The sequence below is a fragment of the Streptomyces sp. NBC_01363 genome (assembly GCF_026340595.1).
In the GTDB taxonomy this organism is placed as follows: Bacteria; Actinomycetota; Actinomycetes; order Streptomycetales; family Streptomycetaceae; genus Streptomyces.
The window spans coordinates 2,162,981-2,189,596 of record NZ_JAPEPF010000002.1 but is presented as its reverse complement, the minus strand read 5'-3'; the positions used below and the strand labels follow the sequence as shown (position 1 = coordinate 2,189,596).

The following is a 26,616-nucleotide window of genomic DNA, read 5'->3' as shown; positions in this document are numbered from 1 at the left end:
GAAAGATAAACCTGTGACTGTCAATGACGACTCGTTCACCAGCTGGAAGAACCGCGAGGAGATCGCGGAGTCGATGATCCCGGTCATCGGGAAACTGCACCGGGAGCGGGACGTAACGGTCCTGCTCCACAGCCGCTCCTTGGTGAACAAGTCGGTGGTCAGCATCCTGAAGACCCACCGATTCGCCCGCCAGATCGCCGGTGAGGAGCTCTCGGTCACCGACACACTGCCGTTCCTCCAGGCCCTCACCACGCTCGACCTCGGCCCTTCCCAGATCGACATCGGCATGCTCGCCGCGACCTACGCGGCCGACGAGCGCGGTCTGTCGGTGGAGGAGTTCACCGCCGAGGCCGTCGCCGGTGCCACGGGTGCCAACAAGATCGAGCGCGGTGACGGACGCGATGTCGTCCTCTACGGCTTCGGCCGTATCGGCCGCCTCGTCGCCCGCCTGCTCATCGAGAAGGCCGGCTCCGGCAACGGGCTGCGGCTGCGCGCCATCGTCGTCCGTCAGGGCGGCGACCAGGACATCGTCAAGCGTGCCTCGCTGCTGCGCCGCGACTCGATCCACGGCCAGTTCCAGGGCACGATCACCGTCGACGAGGCGAAGAGCACGATCGTCGCCAACGGCAACGAGATCAAGGTGATCTACGCCAACGATCCGTCCGAGGTCGACTACACGGCGTACGGCGTCAAGAACGCCATCCTCATCGACAACACCGGCAAGTGGCGCGACCGCGAGGGTCTGTCGAAGCACCTGCGTCCCGGCATCGACAAGGTCGTCCTGACCGCTCCGGGCAAGGGCGACGTCCCCAACATCGTGCACGGTGTCAACCACGACACGATCAAGCCGGACGAGCAGATCCTGTCCTGCGCGTCCTGCACCACCAACGCGATCGTGCCGCCGCTGAAGGCGATGGCGGACGAGTACGGCGTGCTGCGGGGCCACGTGGAGACCGTCCACTCGTTCACCAACGACCAGAACCTGCTGGACAACTACCACAAGGCCGACCGCCGCGGCCGCTCCGCGCCGCTGAACATGGTCATCACCGAGACCGGTGCCGCGTCCGCGGTCGCCAAGGCGCTGCCCGAGCTCAAGGCGCCGATCACCGGCAGCTCGATCCGTGTCCCGGTGCCGGACGTCTCGATCGCCATCCTCAGCCTGCGACTCGGGCGCGAGACGACCCGTGACGAAGTCCTCGACTACCTCCGCAATGTGTCGCTGACCTCGCCGCTCAAGCGTCAGATCGACTTCACCACCGCCCCCGACGCGGTGTCGAGCGACTTCATGGGCTCGCGCCACGCCTCGATCGTCGACGCGGGTGCCACCAAGGTCGATGGCGACAACGCGATCCTCTACCTCTGGTACGACAACGAGTTCGGCTACTCGTGCCAGGTCATCCGCGTCGTCCAGCACGTCTCCGGCGTGGAGTACCCGACCTACCCGGCCCCGGCGGTCTGAGACCGGCGGCCCCCTCCCCCGGGCCGGCACGCCCGCCGCGGGACGAGGATCATCCGGACGCGCCATCAAGGGCGCCCGATGGGCAGCTGCTCATCGGGCGCCCTTGGTGCCTCTGCGTTTCCCGGTGCGCGAGACGGTCCACGTACGCGGTCTCCGCGGCGGACTGCCTTCGCGGCGGATCATCGGATATCGCGCGCCGAAGGCCTGTGGCACGATGCCCCGATGATCTCCAGTGCGCCCATATCCCCTGTCGTTCCCGCAGGTCGGATGGCCCGCAACCGCCAACCGGTACTCGGCCTCCCCAACGGCCTGGGGCTGCGCCCCTGGTGCCAGGACGATGCCGATGTGCTGGCAGCCGCCGGCCAGGATCCGGCGATTCGCCGATGGAACCTCCTCGTCGTGGAGTCGGTGCAGGACGCGCGCAACAGGATCGAGCGCATGCACGGGCGTTGGCAGGCCGAGACGGGCGTGATCTGGGCCATCGCCCGGCCTGGCGGCGAGGCCACGGGACTCATCGGGCTGAACGACGTCGATCTCGAAGGCGGCAGCGCCGAGATCATCTACTGGCTCCTGCCGGCGGCCCGTGGCAGTGGTGTCGCGGTCGAGGCCGTGGGGCACGTCAGCGAGTGGGCCCTGGAGGATCTGGGGCTGCATCGCCTGCGGCTGTGCCACTCGGTGGCCAACCCTGCCGCCTGCCGAGTGGCGCACAAGGCCGGATACCCCTTCGAAGGCGTCATGCGCGGCGCACTGCTGCACGCGGACGGATGGCACGACCAGCATCTGCACGCTCGCATCCGGGGTGACGCCTCGGACGCGCTGTGAGAGCGTCTGGACGTCACATGAGCCGCGGGACGCAGAGGGAGGCGGGGTCCTGATGATGCACTACAGCGAGTACCGAGCCCATGACGCGGTGGGTCCGGCCGAATCGGTCGCCCGGGGAGAGGTCTCACCGGACCGCACTCCCGACGGTCTGCCCCTCGGCGTGCAGTTCGTCGGCCCGCTGGGCGGCGAGGGAACGCTTCTCGCGCTCGCCGCCGGGATCGAGGCCGAACGCCCCTGGGCACACCTCGAACCATCGCTCTGAGCGCGCGGTCCGCAACCTGCGCCGGAGCTCGCGGGTTGCGGAGGACCGCCGTGCACCCGTTCAGGAACGGATGGCCGCCACACGTCGGTTCATGTGCGCCTCGCGATCGGCCCTCGTCGCGGGTGCGCCCACGATGCCCGGCCGCGTCTGCCAGGGCAGTGGGCCCGTCGGCGCCCGGTACTCCACACCGATGGCGTCGAGCCGGGGCAGGTGCGCGTCGTACAGACGGGTTCGGAACTCGTCGAAGTCACGGTCGCCCGCGCCGCGCCAGAGCGCCTCGGCCACCGCGCACAGGCGGGGGAACGCGTAGTAGTCCACCATGCGCGGCGTGTCCATGTGCTCGGTCCACAGATTGGCCTGTCCCCCGAGCACCCGCGCGGCCTGTTCGTCGGTCAGGCCGTCCGGGACCGGGTCGAAGAAGTAGGCGTCCTCCAGCGTCACGGGGACGGAGACCGGAATCGGCTCGTCGGGATGTTCCGACTGGCGGTAGTCGAGATAGACCTGGTCGTCCGGGCAGGACACCACGTCGAAGCCCCGGCGTGCGGCGGTCACGGCGCCTGTCATCCCGCGCCAGGAGGCCACCGCGACACCCGGCGGGAGATCCCCTTCCAGGATCTCGTCCCAGCCGAAGACACGCCTCCCGCCTTCCGCGACGTGGGCGGCGATCCGGGCGATGAACCACGCCTGCAGGGCCTTCTCGTCGGACAGGCCGCGCTCGGCCATGAGTTGCCGGGTGCGCGGATCGCCCTTCCACTGGTCCTTGGGGCACTCATCGCCTCCCACACCGATGAAGGTGCTGGGGAAGAGGGCCATGACCTCGTCGAAGACCCCCCGGAAGAATTCGATGGTCGACTCCTCCGCGTTCAGGGTGTGGGGGCTGACGCCCCATCGGGTCATGACTTCCAACTGCTCGCCCATCACGCCCAGTTCGGGGTAGGCGGCGATGGCCGCCTGGGAGCGTCCGGGGACGTCGATCTCCGGTACGACCGTGACGCCGCGCTGCGCCGCGTGGGCGACGATCTCGCGGATGTCGTCCTGGGTGTAGTAGCCGCCGTGCGGCCTGTCCTCGGTCCTGTCGTCGTCCGTGGAACCCAACTGGGACGAACTGCGCCATCCACCGGTCTCCGTGAGACGCGGGAAGCGCAGGATCTCCACGCGCCAGCCCTGGTCGTCGGTGAGATGGAGGTGGAGGGTGTTGAGGCGGTGCATCGCCATCAGGTCGATGAAGCGCAGCACCTCCCGCTTGGGCAGGAAGTGCCTGGCCACGTCCAGCATGGCTCCGCGCCAGCGGAAGTGCGGCGCGTCCTCGACGATCGTCCCCGGCACCGCCCACCGCTCGTCGGTGGTCCGGGAGCTGCGGTAGATCCGTGGCGGCAGCAGTTGCAGCAGGGCCTGGCAGCCGTAGAACACCCCGCCGGCGTCCCCGCCTTCGATGCGGACACCGGCCGGCCCGGACTCCAGCCGGTATGCCTCGGCCCCCAGTTCCGGACGCAACGTCAGGGCGATGCCCGGTCCGGGCTTCTCGTCGGTGAGGGGCAGGGGCAGCCCCGTCGCGGGGCGCAGGGCCGACTGCAGCCAGGCGGCGGTCGTGGTCAGTTCGCCGGGGGCCTTGATCGTGGTGGCCGCGTCGAGTGGGAACTCTCCCGGGGCGGGTCGGACCGTGACGGGCCGGGGCAGCAACATGGGGGGCGTCATTCCTGCCGATTCCTTTCGACGGGCCCGTGTCCCGAGGACACCCGCCCTACATATACAGAGACTTTGGTTAAGACCGGACCTGTATGGACCGCTCCGGCGGGCACGCTCAGGACGACGGTTCGGGCAGCACCGTGTCGACGTCGTACAGCCGGGCGTCCACGTGATCGAGAGCGAGCCGCACGGCGCCCAGCACCACGGCCTGGTCGGAGAGGGAGGAGACCGCGAGCGCCGGGGGTTCCAGGCACAGCGGGTCGAGGTGCCGCCGCAGCGGCTCCAGCAGTACGTCACCGGAGCGCGAGACCCCGCCGCCGATCACGACGAGTTCCGGGTCCAGGGCCAGGACCAGGGCGGCGATGCCCTCGGCCAGGTCGTGGGCGTACTGCTCGACGGCCCAGCGGGCCGCCGGTTCACCGGTGCGGGCCTGGGCGAAGACGTACTCGGCGGCCTCCTGGGGCAGGGTGTCCGCCGGCATCTTCGGATAGCCGGTCAGATGCGAGGTGGCCCGGTGCCAGCCCACCAGGGACAGTGCGCCGATCTCGCCGGCCGCTCCCCCGCGCCCCCGGTGCACCCGGCCGCCGATCAGCAGACCGGCCCCGGTACGCACTCCGGACAGGACGAAGGCCACGTCGTCGACGCCCTGGGCCTCGCCGATCCAGCCTTCGGTGAGTGCGGCCAGATTGCAGTCGTTCTCCACCAGGACCGGGCAGTCGAAGTCGACGGCCATCTCCCCCGCGAGGTCCAGCCCGTCCCATTCGGGCAGGCCGACGCAGCGTTTGACCAGGCCGTCATGGCTGACCACCCCCGTGGTGCCGACGCAGACGGCGGCCAGCTGGACGCGCCCGATCGCCGCCGACTCCAGTGCGTCCACGGCCGTCGCGCGCACGGCGGCCAGCCGCTCGGCGCGCCCCGCGTCCGCGCTCACCCGCTGGGTGCGGGACGCGACGACGGTGCCGTCGAGGTCGGCGACGGCCGCTCTGATGCTGTACGAACCGATGTCGATCCCGAGCACGTAGTCGCCGGTGGAGTGGAAGCTGAACAGCCGGGCGGGACGGCCCATGTGGCCTGGCTGCGGCGGCAGTTCCTTCAGCCATCCGGAACCGAGCAGCTCTTCCGTCAGGCTCTCCACGGTCGGGCGGGACAGACCTGTGCGCCTGGTGACCTCGGTGAGGCTGAGGGGGCCCTGGCCGCGCAGGGCGCGAAGTGTCGTGACCAGGTTGATGCGCCGCAGCCGCGAGGTGTCGCCTCCGGAAATTGTCACCGTCACTCCCTTGACAGGCTCTGTACCCGAGAAATAAAAACAGCTTGCATTAGTAAGTGGCAAGTCCGAGGGGGTATTTGTGGTCACTCTCGCCATCATCGGGGCGGGGCTGCGCGGTATGAGTTACGCGCGGCGTGCTCTGGAGACCGGCGCGGCGCGTGTCGTGGCCGTCGCCGAGCCCGATCCGGAACGCAGGCGCAGCATGGCCGCAGCGCACGACGTACCGGCCGAGAACGTCTTCGCCGACTGGCGGGATCTGCTCGCCCGGGACCGGCTGGCCGACGCCGCGGTGATCTCGACGCAGGACAGCATGCACACGGCGCCCGCGGTGCGGGCCGCGGAGCTCGGCTACCACCTGCTCCTGGAGAAGCCGATGGCGCAGACGGAGGAGGAGGCCGCCGCCATCTCCGCGGCCGCCGACCGCAATGACGTTCTGCTGGCCGTCTGTCACGTCATGCGCTACACCCCCTACACCGTCAGGCTCAGGGAGCTCATCGCCGAGGGCCGGATCGGCGACGTGATGAACATCCAGCACCTGGAACAGGTCGGCTGGTGGCATCAGGCCCACTCGTTCGTCCGGGGCAACTGGCGCAGCCAGGAGGAGTCGGGCCCGATGCTGATGACCAAGGCCTGCCACGACCTCGACTGGATCGCCCACGTCAAGGGAGCACTGCCCGAACGGGTGTCCTCGTTCGGCAATCTGGTGCACTTCCGGGCCGAGAACCGGCCCGACGGCGCGGCGGACCGATGCGTGGCGTGCCCGGTGGAGTCCACCTGCCCGTACTCCGCCAAACGCATCTACCTCGATTGTCTGGGGGACGTGGACAAGGAGTTCTGGCCGCTGTCCGCAGTCACGGCCGACCACACCGAGGAGGGGGTGCTCGCGGCGCTGCGCGAGGGCCCGTACGGCCGGTGCGCGTACTCCTGTGACAACGACGTGGTCGACACGCAGGTGGTGACCATGGAGTTCGCCGACGGCACCTCCGCCACCTGCACGGTCACCGCGTTCGCGGCACTGGAACACCGCAAGACCCGGATCTTCGGCACCCGCGGCTCCATCGACGGCGACGGCGTCGTCCTGCGCGTGCACGACTTCGTGACCGACGAGGTCACCGTCATCGACACCGGTGCCAACGGCGATCCCACGGCAGCCACCGGGCACGGCGGCGGTGACGCGTCCCTGTTCGACGCCTTCGTCGACGCCATCAGCGGGAACGACCCCTCCCTGGTACTCACCGACGGCGCCGAGAGCCTCGCCACGCACCGGGTCGTCTGGGCGGCCGAGCGCGCTCGCCGCACCGGCACCGTCGTATCCCTCCTGCCGGACTGATCCCCGGCCGTCGCACCACGCCCGCGGACTCCCGCGCCCACCAGCCACCCTCACGAAAGGCACACCCCCGTGCGTAAGTTGACAGCCATGCTCACCGTCGGAGCTCTCGCCCTGAGCGTAGGCGCCTGCGGCAAGAAGAACGGTTCCGGCTCCTCGGACAAGGAACTTGTCTACACCTCCTCCTGGGGTGCCGACGAACCGCAGGGGAAGCTCATCAAGTCGATAGCCGACGACTTCACCACGGCGACCGGCACCAAGGTCGACCTGAAGTTCGTGGGCCGCAAGGGCACCGACACCCTCCCCACCGAGATGAACGCGGGCCAGGGCCCGGACCTGTTCGACACCTCCACCGACAGCGTCGGCGCCTTCGTCGCCCAGAATCTCGCCGAGCCGCTCGACGACGTCCTGGACATGGAGGTACCGGGCGAGGGCAAGAAGGTGCGGGACGTGCTGCCGGATTCCGTACAGAAGGCGTCGACCGACAAGGACCATGTGCGCTTCATGGCCCACACCGTGATCTCCACGGCCGTCTGGTACGACGCGTCCAAGCACGCGGGGCTCGCTCCCAGGACGTGGAAGGAGTTCATCGCCTATCTCGACGAGGCGAAGAAGGACGGCCGCACGCCGCTGGGCCAGGACGGCACGGTCAACTTCTACAACGCGTACTGGTTCTACTCGGCCCTGGTCCGCTCCGAGGGTGCCGGCAGCCTCAGCGCCCTGGGCAAGGATCCGGCCGCCTGGGACAAGCCGGCCGTTCTCGTGGCGGCCAGGAAGGTGGAGCAGCTGGCCGACGGCGGCTACTTCCAGAAGGACTTCATGGCCACCAAGTACCCTGCCGCGCAGGATGCCTGGGCCCAGGGCGAGTACGACCTGAACCTGAACGGCACCTGGCTGGCCGCCGAGACCGGACCGAAGCTGGCCAAGGGCACCGAGGTCGCCTCGTTCCAGCTGCCGGCCGGCGGCAAGAACTCCGTGGAGGTCGGCACGCTCGGCTGGGGTGTCAACGCCAAGGGCCACAACCTGGAGACGGCCAAGGAATTCCTCGCCTTCGCCCTGCAGAAGAAGTACGAGGAGAAGATCTCCGGCACCGCACACAACATCCCCGCGCGCCCGGACGTCCCCGCGCCCGGCTATCTGGCTGGCGTGCAGAAGGATGTCGCCGAGGCGAAGTACACCCATCGGACCTACGACGACATGGCCGCGGACAAGAACTGGTGGAACAACGTCTTCCTGCCCTTGGACGACCAGTTGCTCTCCGGCAAGATCGATGCGGCGACCTTCGTGAAGACCGGCAAGAAGAAGGCCGCCGACTACCTCGCCAGCAAGGGCTGAGCCCATGGGGACAGCAACACTCACCCCGCCCACGACAGCGGCGCCGCCCGTCGCGGGCAGGGCGGGCAGACGGGTGCGGCCGGCGCGCGAGCGGGCCTTCTGGCCCTTCCTGCTCCCCGCGCTGATCGCCTACACCGCGCTCTTCGTCCTGCCGTCGTTGTTCGGCTTCTGGGTCAGCTTCAACAAGTGGGCCGGTCCCGGCTCCGCCATGACGTGGAACGGCCTCGGCAACTACCTGGAGCTGACGCGCAGCGAGGCCTTCCGCACCGCCTTCGTCAACACCTTCGTGCTGGCCTTCGGGGGCGGAGCCCTGGTCTTCGCCTTCACCTTCCTGTCCATGATGGTGCTGCGGCAGGTCAAGGGCCGGGCCTTCATCCGGTCCGTGATCTTCCTGCCGATGATCATCTCGGTGATCGCGGTCGGTGTCGCCATCGGCTTCCTCCTCAATCCCGACGGCGCGGTCAACACGATCCTGGGCTGGGCCGGCATCGAGGCGCGGCCGTGGCTGGGTCCGGACATGGTGTTCAAGTGCATCGTCGCCGGGCTCGTGTGGTCGAGCACCGGCTTCTACGTGGCGCTGATGATGTCGGCCGCCGACTCCATCCCGCCCTACCTGTACGAGGACGCCAAGCTGATCGGCGCCACCAAGTGGGAGCAGTTCCGGCACATCACACTGCCGCTGACCTGGGACGTGTTCGCGGTGTCGGCCGTGTTGTGGGTGGTCAACAGCCTGAAGGTGTTCGAGATCGTGATCGCCTTCACCACGGCCGGCACTCCGGCCAGCCCGCCGATCCAGGCCCGCACCGTGGCGGTGCAGCAGTACGCCTCGGTGGCCGGCGGCGGTGTGCCCGAACTGGGTTCGGGTGCCGCCATGGGCGTCGTCATCCTGATCGTGACGACGATCCTCATCGTACTGACCCGGCGTGTCACCCGCCGCGAACGTGTGGAGCTGTCATGAGGCGCCTGCTCGGCGACATTCTGGTGCCGCGCGCGACGACCGTCGCGCTGTGGGCCTGGGTCGTCTTCAACCTCGCGCTGGTCGCCTGGGTCGGCCTCCAGTCGCTCAAGGAGTCCGGGCAGGTCTGGCTCTCGCCGTTCGCGCTGCCGGCCACCGTCGAGTGGGGCAACTACTCCGCGGCGTGGAAGGCGGCCGGCTTCTCCGCCGCCGCGCTCAACAGCACCGTCCTGACCCTGGTCGGATCCCTGCTGATCGTCGCGCTGTCGGCGCCCGCCGCGTACGTCCTGGCCCGCTCCGACCGGCGCGCCGCGGGGCGGTTCACCGGGTACTTCGCGATGGGTCTGAGCATCCCGGTCCAGACGATCGTGATCCCCATCATCGTGATCAAGCTGTCCGTGTCCACGTTCATGATCGACTGGGTCACCGGCTGGTGGGACAACCGCATCACGCTCCTGGTCTTCCAGGTGGTGCTGTCGCTGCCGTTCGCCGTGTTCGTGCTCACCGGCTACATGCGCTCGCTGCCCCACGAGATCGAGGAGGCGGCCGAGCTGGACGGCGCGGGTCCGCTGCGCGCCTTCGTCCAGGTCGTGCTGCCGGTGGCCAAGCCGGGCGTGATGACCGTGTTGATCCTCAACGTCATCGGCCTGTGGAACGAGACGTTGCTCGCCCTGTTGATCACACCCACGCCTGAGGAGCGCACGCTGCCCGCGGCCCTTCTCAGCCTCTATGGCTCCATGCAGTACAGCTCCGACTGGGGCGCCCTGTTCGCCGGAATCGTGATCCTGGTCTATCCCATGATCGTGCTCTACCTCTGGCTGGGCCGCCGCATCGTCGAGGGCATGACTGCGGGGATCGGTAAGTAACGCGCGACAGAGACCGGCAGTCCGATCGGAAGGACCGAGACTTGCGTACCTCACGCATCCCAAGCACCTCACCCACCCCGCGGAGGCATCTCGTGGGGGCGCTCCTGGCGGCTCTCGCCCTCCCGCTCTCCGCGGTGGCGGCGGGGCCCGCGCAGGCGGCGACCCCGGCCCAGCACCATCCGCGCGTGGCGGGCACCACGTACTACGTGGACGCCGCATCCGGCAACGACAGCGCATCGGGCCGAAATGAGTCCGCTGCCTGGAAGTCCCTGGCCAGGGCGAGTCAGTTGACGCTGGGTCCCGGTGACCAGCTGCTGTTCAAGTCCGGTCAGCGGTGGAAGGGACGGCTCGACGTCCAGGGAGCGGGGGCGGTGGGCGCCCCGGCACTCGTCGGCTCGTACGGCAGCGGCGCCAAGCCGGTGATCGAGGGCGGCGGCACGACCGATGTCGCGGTCAAGCTCGACAACGTCCACGACTTCACCCTCGACGGGCTGGAGGTGACCAACTGGAGCGACAGCACCACCCCCCGCTCCGGTGTGAACCTCTTCGCCAAGGACGCGGGCAAGCTGTCCAACATCACGCTGCGCAATCTGAACATCCATGACGTCGACGGCCCCGGCGGCAGCACCGTCAGCTCTGCCGGGCTGCTGGTCTCCGTCCGCGGCAACCAGACGCCCACGTACTTCGACAACCTGGTGGTGGAGAAGAACGAGGTCAGCAGGATCCGTTCGTACGGGATCATCACCTGGTCCACCTGGTCCCGGCGCAACGGCATGACCAGCCTGTACCCGGTGGAGACCGGCATCCCCGACAGCGAGGTCGTCACCTGGACGCCCAGCACCGGCGTCAGGATCCGCGACAACTACGTCTATGACGTGACGGCCGGCGGCATCACTCCCATGCACACCAGGGGCGCCGTCGTCGAGGGCAACCGCGTCCACAAGGCCGCCAGCGGCCGGCTCAACACCAAGGGCGGCAACGTCGCCATCTGGTGGCAGGGCAACGACGACCTGCTCGTGCAGCGCAACGAAGTGTCGGGCACCGGCTTCAACGGGCCGGGCACCGACGGCCACGGCTTCGACGCGGACGCCGACAACAACCACAGCGTCGTCCAGTACAACTACAGCCACGACAACGACGGCGGGTTCTTCATCACCGTCTCCTTCAACGGAGCACCGACCAAGGAGACCGTGGTCCGGTACAACCTGAGCAAGGACGACGGCTACGAGGTCTTCAGCCTCTCCACCGAGACGTCGGGCACCCACATCTACAACAACACGGTCTACGCGAGCGGCCGGGTCGTCACCGTGCACCCGCCCTACACCGGGGCCGGCGACTATCCGCTCGGCAAGATCGTGCACATCTACAACAACGCGAGCGGCATCGAGATCCGCAACAACATCTTCTACAACCGCACCACCGCCGGCTACGACACCGCCAACAGCACCGTCTACGACTCCAACCTCTACTGGGGCACCGGCACGCCCGTCGCCCCCTCCGGCGACATCAACGCGATCAGGGCGGACCCGAAGCTGGTCTCCATCGGCACCGACCCGGCGGGCTACAAGCTCCAGGCCGACTCCCCCGCGCGGGGGCGCGGCGCGGCGGTGGCGCAGGGCATCAAGGACTACTTCGGCAACCCGGTCCCGGCCACCGCTCCCGACCGGGGCTTCCACCAGTTCACCGGAGCCCCGTACCGCCCGGCCGTCACCACGTCGTACCCCACGCTCGGCAACAGCCATCCCTACCGGATGGCCGACGGCGACACCTCGACCGCGTGGAGCAGCGCGGCCGCAGGCATCGCCTTTCCCGGCACCATCGACGTGGACTACCGGCAGCCCACCAGCATCGGCTCCGTCACCCTGCACACCGCCTTCGCCACCGGCCAGGGCATCAAGCAGCTCGATGTGCAGACCTGGAACGGCTCGTCGTGGGTGACGCGGGTCGCCGGACAGCAACTGGCCTGGACCGGCAACACGTCGGCCGTCGAGCGGCGCACGATCACCCTGCCGCAGCGGGTCACGACCGAGCGTCTGCGCCTGACGGTCCGCGACGCCCACCTCCAGTGGGGCAACTTCGCGGTCTACGAGATCCAGGCCGCCTGACGGGTGGGGCGGCCCGTACGGCATCCGAGGCCCGCAACCCGGGCCGCCCCGCCGAGTTCGTGAACGGATGGAACCCTGACGGCCTCCCGGCTGCGCGGACGCGTGGAACTCCGGGAGGCCGTCAGGGCCGTTCACACGGTGTGCTCGACGACGCCGCCGACCACGACGGTCTCCGCCACGGTGCCGGGGATGTCCTCGGGTGCGGCGCGCAGGATGTCGCGGGAGAGGACCACGAAGTCGGCGGTCTTGCCGACGGTGAGCGAACCGCGTTCGTCCTCGAGGAAGTTGGCGTAGGCCGAACCCATCGTGTAGCCGTGGACCGCGGACTCCACGCTGATCGTCTCCTGCGGCATCCAGGGCTCCCCACCGCTCAGCGGACGCCGGGTGACGGCGGTGTGGATGCCGACCATCGGGTCCATCTCGGCCACGTTCCAGTCGCTGGACAGCGCGAGCACGGCCCCGGCCGTGTGCAGGCTGCGCATGGGCCATGCCTTGTGCCAGCGCTCGGCCCCGACGTTCTCCGCCCAGTCCTTGCCGGGGCCGGCGACCTCCGGGGCGCTGTGGCGGGGCTGCATGCACGCGACCACGCCCAGGGCGGCGAAGCGCGGGGTGTCGTCGGGGTCGAGGCACTCGACGTGGACGACCTGGTGGCGGGCGTCCCTCGCCCCGTTCACCGCGCGCGCCCGCTCGACGGCGTCCAGGACCGTACGGATCCCCCTGTCGCCGGTCGCGTGGACGAAGCACTGGAAGCCGCGGGCGTCCAGCTTCGTCAGCAGCTCGGCGAACTCCTCGGGCAGGTAGAAGGTGTCGCCCCGGTGGTGGCGGCAGCCCGCGTAGGGCTCCAGGAGGGCCGCGGTTCGCGGCTCCACCACGTCGTCGATGTAGAGCTTGAGCGGTCCGACCCGGATCCGGTCGTCGTCGTGGCGCCGGGCGGCGTCGGCGAAGTCGTCGAGGTCTGCGTCCGTGGTGCCGCGCGGGTGGAAGAGGGCTGCGACGATACGGGACTTGAGCCGGCCCTCGGCGCGTGCGCGCTCGAAGAGGGGGAGGTCGTCGAGCGAGTTCTGGGGTTCGACCACCGTGGTGATGCCGAAGCCGATGGCGTCGTCCAGGGACTTGGCGAGTCGCCCGTACTGCCGGTCCGGCGAGGCCCACGGCAGACCCAGCTCGCGCAGGGCCCGGTGGCCGTCGCGGGAGAGGCCCTTGACCGCGAAGTCCTTGATGAAGCCAGTGGGTTCACCGGTGGCCGGGTCGGTGGCGGCCTCGCCGAAGGGCAGGTGGGTGCGGTCGCGGTCGATGCCGAGACGGCGCAGGCCGGCCGTGTTCACCCAGGCGGTGTGCACGTCGTAGCTGAGCACGAAGGCCGGTACATCGCCCGTGGCCGGGTCGAGGTCCGCGGCGGTGGGCATCCGGCCGTCCGGGATGGCCGAGTAGTCGAAGGCCTCCGCCTCGATCCACTCGGCGCCGGGGTTGGCCGTGTGCCAGTCACGGATACGGGCGTGGACCTCGTCGAGGGTACGGGCACCGGAGAGCTGGACGCAGGCGTCGTCCGAGCCGAGCCGGACATGGTTGTGGGCGTCGATGAACCCGGGGAGCACGAGCCTGCCTTCGGCATCGATGACGCGTGTCTCCGGTCCGGTCCACCCTCTGGCGTCCTCGTCGGCACCGAGCCAGGCGATGCGGCCGTCGACCACCGCCATGGCCTGCGCCTCGGGAAACGCCGGGTCGACGGTGTGGATGCGGGCGTTGCGCAGGACGAGATGGGCGGGACGGGCGGGGCTGGCCATGTGAGGTGACTCCTTGTGGTGCGGTGGTGCGGTCGGTCCGGTGGATCGGTGGTTCGGGCGGCGCGTTGCCACGCGGCCGGTGGGCGTCGCGTGGCGGCCGGTCAGGAAGGGTCGGTGTGCGGTGCGACGGTCCGCCGTGCGAGCACCCAGTAGACGAGCCCCGAGACGACCGCGCCGAGCAGCGTCAGGTCGGCGCCGCCCAACGGTGCGACCAGCGGGCCGGTCCACAGCTCGGAATCGCAGGTGAGGGCGGCGAAGACCATGCCGGCGAGCAGCGCGGTCATGCCGGCGGGGTGGTAGCCGGACCGGTACCAGTAGGCACCGTCGGGTCCGGCGTGCAGTGCCGGGGCGTCGTAGCGGCAGCGGCGCATCAGCATGTCCGCGAGGAACACGCCGCCCCAGGGCGCGAACACGATGATGAGCAGGGAGAGGAAGGACAGCAGCGAGCTGGTGAAGTCGGTGAGGAAGAGCGCGCACAGGGAGCCGGCCGCGGTGACGGCCGCGCTGATGATGATGGCCTTGGAGCGGCTCCAGGGGACGCCGAGCACCTGGAGGTTCAGGCTCGACGAGTAGAGCGTGACGATCGAGTTGGTGACCGAGCCACCGAGCACGAGGGCGAGGAAGAGCGGCTGGAACCAGCCCGGCAGCAGCTTCTCCGTGCCCGCCACGGCGTCGGTCATGTCCGTCTGCGTGGCGGCGGCCACCCCGGCCACGCCCAGAGCGACCGAGGAGACGAAGCCGCCGAGGGCTCCGTACCAGGTGAGCGATCGCATCGAGGTCGTCTTCGGAAGGTAGCGCGTGTAGTCGGCGGGCATCGGAACGTACGAGAACGGCCCGGCCAGCATCACCACGAAGGCCAGGCTCCACCCGGACGCGCCGGGGTGGACCGCCGCCCCGCCCGTGTCGGTGCCCGGCAGGAGGAACACGAGGAGGGCGGCGAACCCGACGGCGAGGACATACGCGATCCAGCGCTCGGCGAACTGGACGGTGGCGTGGCCCCAGAGGGCGACGACGAAGGTCAACGCAAGGGTGATCAGCAGGGCGAGGGCCCGCCCGGTGCGGCCGGACGCCCAGCCCAGATCGGCGAAGAACGCTTCGAGTGCGAGCGTGCCGACGACCGTGTTGAGGATCGTGTAGCCGATGCTGACCACCCAGTTGAGCATGCCGGCGGGCCAGTTGCCGCGTACGCCGAAGGGGGCCCGGGAGATCACCAGGGTGGCGGTGCCGGTACGCACACCGCTCAGTCCGGCGGCGCTGATGGCGAAGAACGCGAGTCCGCCGAGGACGACGACACCGGTCGCCTGCCAGAAGGACAGCCCGAAGGCGACGGCCAGGGCGCCGTTGATGACGTAGGTGAAGGTCAGGTTGGAGCCGAACCAGAGCCAGAACAGGTCCTTCGCGCTGCCGTGGCGGTCCTCGTCGGGAATCGGGTCGATGCCGTGTGTCTCGACCTGGAAGACCTGGTCCGTGGCCGTCGGCCCGCCGGGCGCCCTCGCGGTCGTCTCCTGCTGCGTCATGCGGCCTGCCCCTCATCCGTGCGTGCTCCGGGAGCCCGGAACAGTACTTTGAATGCCGTTCTAAAAGTTAGAACGGCATTCAAGATGTGTTTCCGGGGGCCGTCAAGACCTCTGCCGAAATCGGCGGCTAAGGTCGTCACCGGGTTCATCGCAGTGGAGGGGCGGAGGGGTGGCGTGGCAGCGACGGCGCGACGGCGTGACGGGCACCTGGCCCGGGAACGCATGCTGGAGGAGGCGATGGCGGCCATCGCCGAGGACGGACTGGCCGCACTCACCATGTCGGCACTCGCCAAGCGCCTCGGCACCAGCGGCGGCCACATCCTCTACTACTTCGGCAGCAAGGACCGGCTGCTCCTGGAGGTGCTGGGCTGGAGCGAGAGCGCGCTCGCCGAGGAACGCCGGGCCCTGCTGACCGGCCGGGCCGGCGTCGAACGCAAGCTCGGCCAGTTCCTTGAGCTGTACCTTCCCCGCGGGCCACGCGATCCGCGCTGGACGCTGTGGATCGAACTGTGGGCGCGCACGGCGTCGAACGAGCCGCTGCGACAGGCCCAGGCCGAGATCGACCGCGGCTGGCAGGAGGACCTCGAAGCACTCCTCGCCAAGGGCGTACGGCAGGGCCGCTTCGCCGCGGACCTCGACACGGCGGCACGCGCTTCCGAACTCCTCGCCCTGCTCGACGGGTTGAGTACGCGCGTCGTCCTCGGTCAGCGGGGAGCGGACCGGGCGAGTGCACTGCGCATGGCGCTGTCGGCGACCGAGCGGCTGGTGGAACGGGGCTGAGCGCTCCGACGCCCCGCGGGGCGGCCCCCCTGAGACCCTGGGATACGGTGGGTCGGCAACACGGCGTGGAGGGGACCACATTGACGCGGGTTGCGATAGTCGGCGGCGGGATGGGCGGCCTGGCCGCAGCACTGTTCCTGGGGCGTCGGGGCCATCAGGTGACCCTGTTCGAGCGGGACGGCCACCGGCCGGGCCGTGATCTCGACAGGGACTTCTTCGGCTGGCACCGCCCCGGTGTGCCGCACGCGGTCCAGCCGCACGGACTCCTGGCTCCGGTCCGGACCGTGCTGCGCGCGGAGGCTCCGGACGTGTACCGCGAGATGGTGCGCATGGGGGCCCGCGAACACAACGAACTCGCCTGGTTCACCGAGCGTCCGCCCGCCCGCGCGGGAGACCAGGATCTGGTGACGATCCGGACCCGGCGCATCGTGCTGGAGGCCGCTCTGCACGATGCGGTGCACCGCGAGCCGGGCGTCGATGTGCGACTCGGGGAGCCTGTCGATGGCCTCCTCGTCGACCGGCACGGCGGCATCCCGCGGGTCACGGGGGTGCGGTCCGCATCGCGGACTCACCGCGCGGAGCTGGTGCTCGACGCCGGCGGGCGCCGGTCCCCGGTGCCCCGGTGGCTCACCGAGGCAGGCTGCCGGGAGGCGGTCGTGGAGAACCACCGCGTCCCGATCGCCTACTTCTGCCGCTGGTACCGGCTGCGGCCCGATGGACCGCGCGACCCCGGACGCGTCAGACCCGGCTCGTTCTCAGCCTTCGCGGTCGGCGGGGTGTTCCCGTCGGACAACGGCATCTTCGCGGCGTCCTTGACGGTCTCCACCGCCGATCCCACCCGCGCGGCCCTGCGGGACCCCGTGGTGTTCGAGCGGGCCGCCCGGACCTTTCCCGCCATCGCGGCCTGGCTGGACCTGGAGCCCGAGCCGGTCTCCGGAGTGCTCGCGATGGGCGGCCTGCACAATCGCTGGACCGCACTGGCCGACGCCGACGGGCCCGTGGTCACCGGCCTCGTGGGCATCGGGGACTCACTCGCGTACACCAATCCCACGATGGGGCAGGGAGTCGCCATGGCCCTGCGGGCGGGGCAGTGGGTGGCCCACCATGCGGGTACCCCATCGGACCCGGCGTCGTTCACCGCCGAATACCACCGATGGACCGCGCGGGCCCTGCGCCCGTGGTTCGACGTCCAGGTCGCCGCGGACCAGGCCAGTGCGGCTCAACTCAGCGATCCCGCAAGGGTGTCGAGCGAACCTCCCACCGCGGCCGGCCGCGAGAGGGCCGCCCTCGCCGCCTGCGCCTTCGACGACCCGCTGGTCATGCGCGCACGAGCGAAGGTCCGCCACCTCGTCCTGACCGCCGATCAGGCATACGGCACCGAAGAGGTCCGCGCCCGTCTGGCGCACTGGCTGGGCGAACACCCGGACTTCACGCCCGATTTCGACGGCCCCGCACGTGCGGAGTGGGAGTCGGTCATGGGGCATCCGGACCACGCCACCTGAACGTCCGGAGCAACCGGAGTGACCGGAGTGACCGGAGTGACCGGAAGGCACTCCTGACCGGTAACAAATGACGTCCGGCGACTAATCGAATACCTTTCGCACCATTTTCACACTGTTCCCACCCGTACAGGTGGTGTATCACTGGGTGTGGCCATATTGTCGATTCAGGAACGACGGCTGGAAGAAAGGCGCCACGACCGACGGCTGCTCCGGGCGGCGTGGGCTCGACACGAGGCAGCCGAGGAGCCGACATGCAAAAACGCAACCTCAGGACAGCGGTCATGCTGTGCGCCGCCACAGCGCTCGCAGCGGCGATCCCCGTACCGGCATCCGCTTCCGCAGCCACTTCCGCAGCCACCTCCGCATCAGCAGCCGCATCCGCGTCCTCGGAGTCCCGCCCATCGGCTCAGGTGGTGGCTGTCGACTGCTTCTCGGGTGCGCAGGTGCGCCCCGGCGACTTCCTGCTCGCCTGCGGGGACGGCAACAACCGCCTCATCGATATCCACTGGTCCCACTGGGGACCGACATCCGCCGCGGGCACGGCACTTGACGCGGTGAACGACTGTCAGCCCTATTGCGCGGCCGGTAAGTTCCACTCCTACCCCGTCATCGTGCGCCTCGACCGCCCGGAGGCCTGGAAGACCCATCCGGAACTGCGGCAATTCACTCGGCTCCACCTCGTCTACACCGACGGCAGGCCGGCGCAGACGGAGCGGGTCGTGACACACGAGCTCTGGGACTGACCCGTCCCGGGCCCGGCCGCGACGGGGCACCGGCCGCGAGGTGATGCGCGTGAACGTTCGCGAATGCACACGGAACGTCGGTGGCGGGTGGCGGCCGGGCTATGTGGCCGCGGCACTGGTGTTCGCCATCGGAATGGCCGGGACCACTCTGCCCACCCCGTTGTACGGGCTCTACCAGGAAAAGATCGGCTTCTCCGAGCTGATGGTGACCGTCGTCTTCGCCGTATATGCCCTCGCGGTCATCACGGTGTTGCTGGTGGCGGGAAACTACTCCGACGAGGTCGGCCGAAGGCCTGTGCTCCTGTGCGCCATGGCGTTGTCGGCGGCGAGCGCGGGGTGTTTCCTGCTGGAAAGCGGTCTGCCGCTGCTCTTCACGGGGCGGCTGCTGTCCGGCTGCGCGGCCGGGCTGCTGAGCGGCGCGGCGACGGCGGCCGTCATCGAACTGGCGGGTTCTGGGCACAAGGCACGTGCGGGATTCGCCGCCACCGCGGCGAACATGGGTGGTCTGGGATGCGGGCCGCTGCTCTCCGGGATCCTCGCGCAGTACACGCCCTGGCCACTGACACTTCCGTTCTGGGTCCACCTGGGACTGGTGGTGCTGGCCTGCGGGATCACCTGGCTCCTGCCGGAGACCGTTGCCGCGCCGAAGCGCCGCCCGCCCCTGAAGCCGCAGGGACTGTCCGTTCCACCCGAGGTGAAGGGTGTCTTCCTGCCCGCCTCGCTGGCGGCCTTCGCCGGGTTCGCTCTTCTCGGCCTGTTCACCGCGGTCGCACCGAGCTTCGCCTCGAAGACGCTGGGTGTGCACAATCTGGCTGTCGCGGGTGCCGTGGTCTTCTCCGTCTTCCTCGCCTCGACCGTCGGGCAGGCCCTGACCCAACGGATCGGCGCACGCCGCGCGCTCCCGGTCGGCTGCGGCATCCTCGTGGTCGGCCTGCTGCTGGTGGCGTCGTCGCTGATCGCCGAATCCCTGATCCTGCTCGTCCTCGGCGCCCTGTGCGGCGGCAGCGGCCAGGGACTGGCCTTCCGTGCCGCGCTCACCCTGATCAGCGGCGCGGCCCCGGCGCAGCACCGCGGCGGCACCATCTCGGCGTTCTTCGTCGTCGCCTACGCCGGGATCTCCGTGCCGGTGGTCGGGGTCGGCGCCATGGCCACCTGGCTCGGACTGCGTCAGGCCGGGCTGATCTTCACGGGCTGCGTGATGCTGCTCGCGGCGGGCGCGGGCTCGTACGCCGCGCGCAGGCTGCCTCAGAACCCGGATCTGCAACCGGACCCATCGCCTACAACGTCCTCCCGGTTCTGAGCACTTGGCCGGAACGGGCGCCAACAGCCCGTCCTTGTACAGGGTGCCGTTCGATATCGGCGTTCTGCGTGGGAGACGTAAGTGATGAGTGGTCAGCAGCCGGACCCGGGAAGGGCCTCTCAGGTCTTCCAACCGCTCGGTGGAGACGACCCGACCACCATCGCCGGATACCGGCTCGCCGCCAAGCTCGGCGCGGGCGGTATGGGCAAGGTGTGCCTGTCGTACACACCCGGCGGGCGGCCCGTGGCCATCAAGGTGATCCGGCCCGAGTTCGGCGAGGACGCCGAATTCCGCCGCCGGTTCGCCCAGGAGGTGCAGTCCGCGCAACGCGTACAGGGTCTGTTCACCGCACCGGTCATCGACGCCGCCACCGACGCCGCGCAGCCGTGGCTGGCGACCGCGTACGTGCCGGGCCCCTCGCTCGCCGACGCGGTCGTCGCGCATGGGGCGCTGCCCGTCGAGACGGTGGTGCTGCTGATCGCCGGCATGGCCGAGGCACTGCACGTCATCCACGGCGCAGGCATCGTCCACCGTGACCTGAAGCCGTCCAATGTGCTGCTCGCCGCCGACGGTCCCCGCGTCATCGATTTCGGTATCGCCCACGCCGCCGACGCGACCTCGCAGCGGCGTCACCATCGGCACCCCCTCGTTCATGGCACCGGAACAGGCCGCCGGCCGCAAGGTCACCCCGGCCACCGATGTCTTCGCGCTCGGCCAGGTGGCGGCGTACGCGGCGACAGGGGCCCCGGCGTTCGGCGAGGGGACCTCGCACGGCGTTCTCTACCGGATCGTCCATGAGGAACCCGACCTCACCGGCGTCCCGGAGCGGCTGATGGAACTGGTCGGCCGTTGCCTCGCCAAGGACCCCGCGGCCAGGCCGTCGATCGCCGAGGTCATCGCGCTCTGCCAGTCCACGAACGCGGAGACGGTGCTGCGCCGCCCCGAGGACTGGCTGCCGGCCCCGGTCACCGCCGACATCACGGTGCGCGCGGCGGCCCCGGCGCCCGTCCAGACCCCGCCGCCGCCGGCCTCCGCGCCGCCCGTGGCCTACTCGCCGACCACGCCGGCGGCCCCGAACACCCCGCCACAGGGCTACGGTCCGCCCGTGGCGTACCAGCCCACTCAGCCGGCTCAGCCCTCTCAAGTCCCACCCCAGCCCCACTACCAGACGCCCAATCCGGCCCAGGCCCAGGCTCACGCCCATGCCTACGCCCCGACCCAGATGCCTACGCAGGCGCAGACGTACCCCGGTCACCCCGTGCCTCAGGCTCCCCGACCCCCGGAGAGCTCCGGCAAGCGGCGTGCGGTCATCGCGATCGCCGCCGCGCTGGTCTTCGGTGTCGTGGGCGGCGGCACGCTGTATTTCCTACTCAAGGACAGGGGCGAGCAGACGAAGGCAGACACCTCCTCGCAGGGCAGTCGGACGAGCGACGGGAACAAGGACGGCAACGAGGAGACCGGCTCAAAGCCGAGTACCAAGCCCGAGCCGAAGCCCGTCGAGTACAAGGGCATCGATCTGACGGCCGGCTACCACCTGACGCTCGGGGACGACAACGTGCGGCCCCAGCAGGGCGAGGACGGTGGGTACGAACTCTCCTACGACACCGGTGGATATCTCGATGCGGAGACCACGGGCGGAAGCCTGGTGCTGCTCGATCCCGGGCAGGAGGGATCACTCGAGGCCTGCCGCGCGGACACCCGGTTCACCGAGACCATCTACCTGAACACGATCTCGAAGGGGCGGCAGATCTGTGTCACGACGGGGACGGGGCACATGGGCCTCGTGACGGTCCAGGGGCTCTCGGGCGAGGAATCGCCCAGTAAGTACATGACTCTGGACCTCACCGTCTGGCGCAACGCGGCCGGCTCCGGCTCCGGCGGCTGAGCCCTCCCGGTGGCAGCTTCGGCCGGCTCTGGTCAGCATGGACACATGTCGCTCGAACAGGGAGACCTCATGTCCATCGCGGTACTCGGCGCGACCGGTGGTCAGGGAGGCGCGGTGGCCACCGCCCTGCTGGAGGCGGGACATGGCGTGCGGGCCGTGGTGCGCGATCCCGGCAGCGGGCGGGCCCGTGCGTTGGCCGCGGCCGGGGCGGAGGTCGTGCCGGGGGATCTGTCCGACGCGGCCTCGCTCGCCGATGCGTTCCGGGGCGCGACGGCCGCGTTCGCCGTCACCACCCCGTTCCAGGACGGACTCGACGCCGAGGTCGCCCAGGGCGCGGCGATCGTACGGGCGGCCGCGGACGCCGCACTGCCGCATCTGGTGATGGCCTCCGTCGCCAGTGCGGACCAGGACACCGGTGTCCCGCACTTCGAGACCAAGGCCAGGACCGAGAAGCTGCTCGCCGCCTCGGGACTGCCGGCGACGGTGGTGGCACCGGCCTACTTCTACGACAATGCCCTGGGCTCCGTGGACGAGGTGGCGGTCGGCCTCCTCACCATGCCGGTCCCCGGTGACACTCCCCTGCAACAGGTGGCGCGGCAGGATCTGGGCCGTGTCGTGGCCGCGGTCGTCGCCGATCCGGACCGCTGGATCGGGCAGCGGATCGAGGTGGCGGGCGACGATCCCACACCGCTCCGGATGGCTGCGGAGATCGGGCGGGCCGCAGGCGGCACGGTCGCGTTCCGTCAGTCGTCGCTGGAGGACCTGCGCACCACCAACCCCGATATGTTTGCCATGTACACCTTCCTCGCGAACACCGGTTACCGGGTGGACATGGCTGCGCTGCGAACGCAGTTCCCCACCGTCCCCTGGACCTCCTACACCGCGTGGGCGGACGCCCAGGACTGGCCGAAGCCCCCCGCGTGACTCCCGCACCGCGTACGAGCGCTCCTACCAGGTGACGGCGATCCGCCGCGGGCTGCGGGAGGTGGTGCCCAGGTGCCACTCGACGGTGTCGGCGGGCTGTGCCAGGCGCAGGCCGGGAAAGCGGGCGGCGAGCCGGTGCAGGGCGAGCTGGAGCTCCAGCCGGGCCAGCCAGGCGCCCAGGCAGTAGTGCGCTCCGGCGCCGAACGCCAGGGTGGGCGCCTCCAAGGGCGCGAAGAGGTCGTCGAGCTGCCGGGGCGCGAACACTTCGGGATCGCGATTGGCCATGCCGCAGTCGGCGAGAACCACCGAACCTGCCGGGATCATCACGCCGCCGACCTCCGTGTCGGTGGCGGCGTAGCGCGCGGTCCCCCGGTCGTCGCCGAGCGGAATCAGGTGCAACAGACGCTCCGCCAGTGTCCCGGCGGCCTGTTCGTCCGCCCCGAGCCGGGGCCAGACCTCCGGCCGTTCACCGAGCAGATAGAGCAGCGAATTGCCGAGCATGGTCATGGTGCTGTCGTGACCGCCCACGACCAACCCGCATACGAGATCGACGAGTTGTCCCTCCGGGACGCCGCCCTCCGCATCGGCCGCGGCGACCAGCACGCTGGCCAGGTCCTCGCCCGGCGCGCTGCGTCGCTCGGCCAGCAGTTCCGCTCCGAAGGCGGCGAACTCCGCCAGCGCGGACGCCATTTCCTCCTCGGGGTGGGAGCCGTCGGAGAAGGCGTACTGGCTCCAGTGGCGCAGCCGTTCCCGGGCCTCGGTGTCGAGACCCATCAGTCTGCTGATCACCGCGACCGGGAGCGGGAGGGTGAAGCCGGCCACCAGGTCCATCGGGTGTGCGCTGTCCGCGAGTTCGTCCAGGCACTGTTCGACGATCGTCGCGATCCAGGGCCGCCAGCGGGCGACGGCCCGCGGCGTGAAGGCTCGCCGCATGGTGCGGCGCAGGCGCAGATGGTCCTCGCCGTCCTGGTTGAAGATCAGGTCGACGCTGCTCACCAGGCCGGATTCGCCGGACAGGGACGGGGAGTCCGGCGTGTGGAGCCCTGCGCGCCCGAATCGACCGTCGTTCAGGACCTTGCGGACGTCGGCGTAGCGGCTCACCAGCCAGGCCCGAGTCCCATCGGGTGACTCGACGGGCCGGGGCGGTCCGGGTGGATCGAACGCCAGACGGTGCAGCGGGGGCGTGGACGGGCCGGGGCGGACGTGGGAGTCGGCGGGGCAGGACACAGGACCTCCTGGCTTGCGCGGGAACGACGAACTGCTGGGCGGGGAAGGGCGGGAAGCGGTGTTGCGTGGTCGGCGTCAGAGTTCGACCAGCACCTTGCCCCGACCGGCTCCGGTGCCCTGGTAGAGGCTCCGGTAGGCGTCGGGGATGTTCTCGAAGCCGTGGTGGAGGGTGTGTCCGCAGCGCACCTCGCCCCGCCGGATCAGGCCGCCGAGCTCGTCGTGGAGCGCGCGCCAGTTCTCCTCGGTGAACCATTCCAGCGAGAAGATGCCCCGCACATGCGCGCGCGGGAACATGATGTACGGCAGCAGCCTCGGTCCCGTGACGTCGCGGCCCACCTGGGTGGCCCACTGCCAGCACACGGCCACCTGGCTGTCGATGTTGAGCATGGAGAACACCGCGTCGGTGACGGTGCCGCCCAGATTGTCGAAGTACTTGTCGACGCCGTCCGGCGCGGCCCACAGGAGAGCATCCCGTACGGCCTCGCGGTTGTCTCCGTGGCGGTAGACGACGACCGCGTCGAATCCCAGCTCGTCGAGGTAGTCCGCCTTCTCCGTCGTCGACGTGGTGCCCACGACCCGGGCGCCCGCGCGCTTGGCCAGCTGGCCGACCAGCGAGCCCACGGAGCCGGAGGCGCCGCTGACCACGACGGTGTCCCCCCGCCGGACCGACATGAACTTGGTGAGGGTGCCCCAGGCGGTCATGCCGGGGCCGCCCATGGCGCTGAGCGCGGTGGGGAGCGGCAGCGCGTCGTCGTACCAGCCGGGGTCCAGGCGGCGGAAGGCCGGGAAGACCATCGGGAACGTCCCGGTCTGCCAGGGGGTGGGCGCGCCGTTGCTCACGAGATGGGTGCGCCAGCCGCCGAACCCCTGCACCAGATCACCGGGGCGGTGGGCCGCCTGCGGACCCGCTTCCAGCACTTCCATGATCGAGTCGGCCCCCATGTGCGCACCGAGCGGGGTGTCCAGTGCGATCCCCTGGAGATAGGGGTCCACCGATACGTAGCGCGTCCTCAGGAGCATCTCGTCCGGGGCCAACTCGGTATCGATGTCCTCCTCGACCTGTCCGTAGACCCGTTCGACGTCGGGGACGCCTTCGATGTGCTCGCGCACCACCCATTTCCTGGCCCTCATCCCGTTCCCTTCCTCTCCGCGAGGACCGGGCGGCCCTCCACGACGGACCGTGAAACCGGCCGGGGCGACACTTCGATGACCCGATGGGTCGGTGGCGGACCGCTCTCGTCCACGGACGCGGTGAATGCGCGGCCGTCGTCACGGCAGATGAACTGCACGACGTGCCGGCCGGCCGCCGCCGCGCGGATCAGGCCACCCGTGGTGGCCCAGACGCCGGACTGGTAGAAGTTGCGCAGTCCGGGCAGGCCGGGGCCGTGCTTCTTGATGAGCTTCTCCAGCGTTTCCCCGCTCTCCACGAAGGGCTGCCAGCCCAGCACCGTGCCGTCGTAGTTGCCCGTGTAGCGGACCTGGGTGAGCGGGCTGGACACATCGCGTACGGCGATGGCGTCGGCGATGCCGGGGTGCTGCCGTTCCAGGAACGCGACGAGTGTCTCGCGGGCCCGGCGCTTGGCCGCGTAGTAGCCGCGTCCGTGGCGTACCGGAAGCGTGTGGAGTTCCTGCCCGCCGCGGGTCCGGGTCGCCTGTTCGGGGCCTTCGTCCAGGGCGCGCCAGGGTGCGATGTCGCAGAAGTAGGTGACGTACGCGACGCTCGTCCCGGGCGGGGACAGCTCGGGGTAGTGCCTGTTGCGGAACTGGACGTTGATGCTGGGGTGCCGAATGCCGGTCAGTCCGGCCGCTTCCGTCTCGTCGAGCAGATAGGTGGTGCAGGGGTCGGCGTCGGGGAATTCGCGGCGCAGGCCGAGGAAGAGCGTGAAGTATCCGGGGAACACCATGCCGGGCTGTTCGATGGTCCGGGTGTAGAGACGTCGGTACGACTCGTTGAGGTAGCGGCCCTTCAGCAGGTCCATCATCGTGGTACGTCCGTCGCAGGCCGACACGATGATGTCGGCGCGCAGTTCACGCCCGTCGCTGAGCCGCACGCCGACCGCACGGTCGCCCTCGACCACGATCTCCTCGACCTTGGCGTTGTACGTCACTTCGCCGCCGAGCCTGCGGTAGCGCCGCTCGATCGACTCGGCCAGTCCGAGCGATCCTCCTTCCGGGACGCCCGCGGAGAGGTTGGCGTGCGAGGCGAGCTGGAAGTGGAACGGCAGTACGGGGAAGGCCGGATGCTTCTCGTACAGGATGAAGTTGAACGCCTGGCGCAGCAGGGGGTCCTTGAACCTCGCCGAGTAGTCGGTCATGAGTACGCCGATGGATTTGCGCACGACGTTGAAGTACGGGATGAAGGAGGCCAGCATGCGCCAGCGCTCCATCACCGGCATCAGTCCGACCGGTCTGAGGAACGGATAGACGGCGAGGCATTCGCGGAAGGCGCGCAGTTGCTTGCAGAAGTCGCTGATCAGGGCGGAGTCGGCGGGTGAGAGCTCCGTGAGGTGGGCCTGAAGCCGGTCGGGGTCGGAGTAGAAGTACACCGCCCGGCCGCACGTGCCGCGCACGACGTTGAACACATCGAAGTGCCGGACCTCCTTGCCCTGCAACGCGCCAAGCTCCAGCCAGATCCGGTGCATCTCGTTGCCGGGGCCGCTGCCCAGGAGCCAGCTGACGCAGGGGTCCAGCCTGAAGTCACCGCGGTCCCAGGCCGTGCAGCAGCCGCCGGGCAGTTCGTGCATCTCCAGGACATGGGTCCGGTAGCCGTTCATCCGGGCGTAGCAGCCGGTGGAGAGACCGCCCAGCCCTGCGCCGATGATGATCATCGACTGTCGTTCGGAAGGCGGCATGAACCTGTTCTCCTCGGT

20 protein-coding genes and 1 pseudogene are annotated in these 26,616 nt (G+C 69.8%); 14 read left to right on the top strand and 7 right to left on the bottom strand.

Annotation, left to right across the window (positions count from 1 at the left end; all coding sequences use genetic code 11):
• Positions 1-13: 13 nt before the first annotated feature.
• The 3 genes from OG611_RS37590 (at position 14) to OG611_RS37580 (ending at position 2,543) form a co-directional block, all read left to right on the top strand.
• A complete protein-coding gene (locus OG611_RS37590; RefSeq protein WP_266430764.1) occupies positions 14-1,459 on the top strand; it encodes a glyceraldehyde-3-phosphate dehydrogenase in 1,446 nt (481 codons plus the stop codon).
• Between the two features lie 222 nt (positions 1,460-1,681).
• On the top strand, positions 1,682-2,281 hold the full coding sequence (locus OG611_RS37585; RefSeq protein WP_266430762.1) for a GNAT family N-acetyltransferase: 600 nt from the start codon (positions 1,682-1,684) through the stop codon (positions 2,279-2,281).
• A gap of 52 nt (positions 2,282-2,333) precedes the next feature.
• On the top strand, positions 2,334-2,543 hold the full coding sequence (locus tag OG611_RS37580; RefSeq protein ID WP_266430760.1) for a hypothetical protein: 210 nt from the start codon (positions 2,334-2,336) through the stop codon (positions 2,541-2,543).
• Positions 2,544-2,603: 60 nt separating this feature from the next.
• On the opposite strand, the gene OG611_RS37575 is transcribed toward OG611_RS37580, so the two are convergent.
• Together OG611_RS37575 and OG611_RS37570 are read right to left on the bottom strand one after the other, a co-directional pair.
• Complete coding sequence (locus OG611_RS37575; protein WP_266430758.1) at positions 2,604-4,238, bottom strand: beta-N-acetylhexosaminidase; 1,635 nt, start codon at positions 4,236-4,238, stop codon at positions 2,604-2,606.
• A 106-nt stretch (positions 4,239-4,344) separates the two neighbouring features.
• Positions 4,345-5,496 (bottom strand): ROK family transcriptional regulator, encoded by a 1,152-nt coding sequence (locus OG611_RS37570; protein ID WP_266430756.1) that lies wholly within the window; start codon positions 5,494-5,496, stop codon positions 4,345-4,347.
• A gap of 79 nt (positions 5,497-5,575) precedes the next feature.
• Here OG611_RS37570 and OG611_RS37565 point away from each other — a divergent pair, with 79 nt between their 5' ends.
• The 5 genes from OG611_RS37565 to OG611_RS37545 all read left to right on the top strand — a co-directional run bounded on the left by OG611_RS37565 (position 5,576) and on the right by OG611_RS37545 (position 12,084).
• Positions 5,576-6,826 carry a Gfo/Idh/MocA family protein gene (locus OG611_RS37565; RefSeq protein WP_266430754.1) on the top strand — a complete coding sequence of 417 codons (1,251 nt, stop codon included), beginning with the start codon at positions 5,576-5,578 and terminating at the stop codon, positions 6,824-6,826.
• 69 nt (positions 6,827-6,895) lie between these two features.
• On the top strand, positions 6,896-8,158 hold the full coding sequence (locus OG611_RS37560; protein WP_266430752.1) for an ABC transporter substrate-binding protein: 1,263 nt from the start codon (positions 6,896-6,898) through the stop codon (positions 8,156-8,158).
• A 4-nt stretch (positions 8,159-8,162) separates the two neighbouring features.
• Positions 8,163-9,116: a carbohydrate ABC transporter permease gene (locus OG611_RS37555; protein WP_266430750.1), complete on the top strand. Its 954-nt coding sequence runs from the start codon at positions 8,163-8,165 to the stop codon at positions 9,114-9,116.
• Positions 9,113-9,979, top strand: a complete 867-nt coding sequence (locus OG611_RS37550; protein ID WP_266430748.1) for a carbohydrate ABC transporter permease — start codon at positions 9,113-9,115, stop codon at positions 9,977-9,979. The genes OG611_RS37555 and OG611_RS37550 overlap by 4 nt, the downstream gene beginning before the upstream one ends.
• A 92-nt stretch (positions 9,980-10,071) precedes the next feature.
• Positions 10,072-12,084 (top strand): right-handed parallel beta-helix repeat-containing protein, encoded by a 2,013-nt coding sequence (locus tag OG611_RS37545; protein ID WP_266430746.1) that lies wholly within the window; start codon positions 10,072-10,074, stop codon positions 12,082-12,084.
• Between the two features lie 131 nt (positions 12,085-12,215).
• On the opposite strand, the gene OG611_RS37540 is transcribed toward OG611_RS37545, so the two are convergent.
• Entirely contained in the window at positions 12,216-13,868 is a 1,653-nt protein-coding gene (locus tag OG611_RS37540) for an amidohydrolase (protein ID WP_266430744.1), read from the bottom strand.
• 101 nt (positions 13,869-13,969) lie between these two features.
• Positions 13,970-15,385 carry a cytosine permease gene (locus OG611_RS37535; RefSeq protein ID WP_266430742.1) on the bottom strand — a complete coding sequence of 472 codons (1,416 nt, stop codon included), beginning with the start codon at positions 15,383-15,385 and terminating at the stop codon, positions 13,970-13,972.
• A gap of 174 nt (positions 15,386-15,559) precedes the next feature.
• Here OG611_RS37535 and OG611_RS37530 point away from each other — a divergent pair, with 174 nt between their 5' ends.
• The 6 genes and pseudogenes from OG611_RS37530 to OG611_RS37505 all read left to right on the top strand — a co-directional run bounded on the left by OG611_RS37530 (position 15,560) and on the right by OG611_RS37505 (position 22,519).
• Positions 15,560-16,165: a TetR/AcrR family transcriptional regulator gene (locus OG611_RS37530; protein ID WP_266430741.1), complete on the top strand. Its 606-nt coding sequence runs from the start codon at positions 15,560-15,562 to the stop codon at positions 16,163-16,165.
• Positions 16,166-16,245: 80 nt separating this feature from the next.
• Positions 16,246-17,667: an NAD(P)/FAD-dependent oxidoreductase gene (locus OG611_RS37525; protein WP_266430739.1), complete on the top strand. Its 1,422-nt coding sequence runs from the start codon at positions 16,246-16,248 to the stop codon at positions 17,665-17,667.
• Between the two features lie 413 nt (positions 17,668-18,080).
• Positions 18,081-18,410: a hypothetical protein gene (locus tag OG611_RS37520; protein WP_266430737.1), complete on the top strand. Its 330-nt coding sequence runs from the start codon at positions 18,081-18,083 to the stop codon at positions 18,408-18,410.
• Between the two features lie 49 nt (positions 18,411-18,459).
• Positions 18,460-19,710, top strand: coding sequence for an MFS transporter (locus OG611_RS37515; RefSeq protein ID WP_266430735.1), 1,251 nt, complete (start codon positions 18,460-18,462; stop codon positions 19,708-19,710).
• Positions 19,711-19,794: 84 nt separating this feature from the next.
• Positions 19,795-21,595 (top strand): annotated as a pseudogene (locus OG611_RS37510) (protein kinase).
• 45 nt (positions 21,596-21,640) lie between these two features.
• Positions 21,641-22,519 carry an NmrA/HSCARG family protein gene (locus OG611_RS37505; RefSeq protein ID WP_266430733.1) on the top strand — a complete coding sequence of 293 codons (879 nt, stop codon included), beginning with the start codon at positions 21,641-21,643 and terminating at the stop codon, positions 22,517-22,519.
• Positions 22,520-22,543: 24 nt separating this feature from the next.
• On the opposite strand, the gene OG611_RS37500 is transcribed toward OG611_RS37505, so the two are convergent.
• The 3 genes from OG611_RS37500 to OG611_RS37490 all read right to left on the bottom strand — a co-directional run bounded on the left by OG611_RS37500 (position 22,544) and on the right by OG611_RS37490 (position 26,598).
• Positions 22,544-23,746: a cytochrome P450 gene (locus tag OG611_RS37500; protein WP_266430731.1), complete on the bottom strand. Its 1,203-nt coding sequence runs from the start codon at positions 23,744-23,746 to the stop codon at positions 22,544-22,546.
• 75 nt (positions 23,747-23,821) lie between these two features.
• A complete protein-coding gene (locus OG611_RS37495; RefSeq protein ID WP_266430729.1) occupies positions 23,822-24,877 on the bottom strand; it encodes an NADP-dependent oxidoreductase in 1,056 nt (351 codons plus the stop codon).
• Positions 24,874-26,598, bottom strand: a complete 1,725-nt coding sequence (locus OG611_RS37490; protein WP_266430727.1) for an NAD(P)/FAD-dependent oxidoreductase — start codon at positions 26,596-26,598, stop codon at positions 24,874-24,876. The genes OG611_RS37495 and OG611_RS37490 overlap by 4 nt, the downstream gene beginning before the upstream one ends.
• Between the last annotated feature and the right edge of the window lie 18 nt (positions 26,599-26,616).

What these genes read in the sequence shown, in the direction of transcription:
- OG611_RS37585 (WP_266430762.1), top strand. Translation starts at nt 1,682, where the DNA reads ATGATCTCCAGTGCGCCCATATCCCCTGTCGTTCCCGCAGGTCGGATG.
- OG611_RS37580 (WP_266430760.1), top strand. Translation starts at nt 2,334, where the DNA reads ATGATGCACTACAGCGAGTACCGAGCCCATGACGCGGTGGGTCCGGCC.
- OG611_RS37575 (WP_266430758.1), bottom strand. Translation starts at nt 4,238, where the DNA reads ATGACGCCCCCCATGTTGCTGCCCCGGCCCGTCACGGTCCGACCCGCC.
- OG611_RS37555 (WP_266430750.1), top strand. Translation starts at nt 8,163, where the DNA reads ATGGGGACAGCAACACTCACCCCGCCCACGACAGCGGCGCCGCCCGTC.
- OG611_RS37550 (WP_266430748.1), top strand. Translation starts at nt 9,113, where the DNA reads ATGAGGCGCCTGCTCGGCGACATTCTGGTGCCGCGCGCGACGACCGTC.
- OG611_RS37540 (WP_266430744.1), bottom strand. Translation starts at nt 13,868, where the DNA reads ATGGCCAGCCCCGCCCGTCCCGCCCATCTCGTCCTGCGCAACGCCCGC.
- OG611_RS37535 (WP_266430742.1), bottom strand. Translation starts at nt 15,385, where the DNA reads ATGACGCAGCAGGAGACGACCGCGAGGGCGCCCGGCGGGCCGACGGCC.
- OG611_RS37505 (WP_266430733.1), top strand. Translation starts at nt 21,641, where the DNA reads ATGTCGCTCGAACAGGGAGACCTCATGTCCATCGCGGTACTCGGCGCG.
- OG611_RS37495 (WP_266430729.1), bottom strand. Translation starts at nt 24,877, where the DNA reads ATGAGGGCCAGGAAATGGGTGGTGCGCGAGCACATCGAAGGCGTCCCC.
- OG611_RS37490 (WP_266430727.1), bottom strand. Translation starts at nt 26,598, where the DNA reads ATGCCGCCTTCCGAACGACAGTCGATGATCATCATCGGCGCAGGGCTG.